This is a genomic window from Kitasatospora sp. GAS204B (assembly GCF_029892155.1).
Lineage (GTDB): Bacteria > Actinomycetota > Actinomycetes > Streptomycetales > Streptomycetaceae > Kitasatospora.
On record NZ_JARZAG010000077.1, the window covers coordinates 1 to 1,389 of the forward strand.

At 69.4% G+C, this 1,389-nt stretch carries 1 protein-coding gene; it reads left to right on the plus strand.

What is annotated here, in order from left to right; genetic code table 11:
- The first annotated feature begins 8 nt into the window (after positions 1-8).
- Positions 9-1,232: an IS4 family transposase gene (locus P3T41_RS36835; protein ID WP_280695021.1), complete on the plus strand. Its 1,224-nt coding sequence runs from the start codon at positions 9-11 to the stop codon at positions 1,230-1,232.
- Positions 1,233-1,389 lie beyond the last annotated feature (157 nt).

Here is a 1,389-nt window from a genome sequence, read left to right on the forward strand (position 1 = left end):
CGGGTCAGTTGAAGTCGTCGGGGGTTGATCGGTTCTCGGATCGGATCGCGTTGGGAGTGCTGACGCGGGCGTTTCCTCCGGAGCTGGTCGACGAGGTGGTTGCCGAGTGCGGCCGGGTCGAGCAGCGGACGAGGCTGCTGCCGGCGCGGGTGGTGGTGTACTTCGTCCTGGCGATGTGCCTGTTCTTCGGGCAGGGCTACGAGGAAGTGGCACGGCTCCTGGTCCAGGGTCTGGAGCGGGAGGGCCGCTGGGCGAAGGCCTGGCGAGTGCCCACCACGGCGGCGATTGGACGGGCCCGACTGCGGTTGGGCCCGGAACCGCTGCGGGCCCTGTTCGTCCGGGTCTGTCGTCCGGTCGCGGTCGCGGCGACGCAGGGTGCCTGGTATCGGCAGTGGCGGCTGGTCGCGGTCGACGGCACCGTGTTCGACATCCCGGACACGGCGGTGAACGCCGAGTTCTTCGGACGGCCGGGAACCAGTCGTGGCCAGGGTCGCAGTGCGTATCCGCAGGCGAGGGTGGCGGCCCTGGCCGAGTGCGGGACCCACGCGGTGTTCGCGGCCGAGGTCGGCCCGCTGACGGTCCACGAAAGCGTCCTGGCGGAGCGGCTGTTCTCCTCCATGACCGAAGGCATGCTCGTGCTCGCCGACCGGGGCTTTTGCGGCTTCGACCTGTGGCGGGCCGCGAAGGGCGGGGGTGCCGATCTGCTGTGGCGGGTCCGCAGCGTCGTCGTCCTGCCGGTCCTGGAGACCCTTCCCGACGGTTCCTACCTGTCGGAGATCGTGGCCGCGCGGGACAACTACCGGCGCACGGACCCGGAGCGGGTACGAGTGATCGAGTACACACTCGGCCCGCGTGGCGGTGACGGTACTCGCTACCGGCTGATCACCAGCATCCTTGACCCAGCTCGGGCGCCGGCTGCGGAACTGGCGGCCCTGTACGCCCAGCGCTGGGAGATCGAGAACACCCTGGACGAGATCAAAAATCACCAGGGCGGTCCCGGACTGGTCCTGCGCTCCCAGCACCCAGCCGGGGTCGAGCAGGAGATCTTCGCCTTCCTGCTGGTCCACCACGCACTGAGGGACCTGATGCACCAGGCCGCCCTCAAAGGCGGTCACGACCCGGACCGGCTTTCGTTCACCCGCACCCTTCGCGTCGTGCGCCGCCACGTCACCGGGCAGGCGGCGCTTTCCCCCCTCCCGGCTCGCCCGGGCCATCACCCAGAGCCTGCGTGAGATCACCGAACGACTGCTGCCCGCACGGCGGTTGCGCTCCAACCCGCGAGTGATCAAACGCAAGATGTCCAACTGGAAGCTCAAACGCACCGAACATCGCAACCCGACGGCACCCGACACTCCAACCGTCCGGCTGGTCGCACCCACCAGAGCCAGC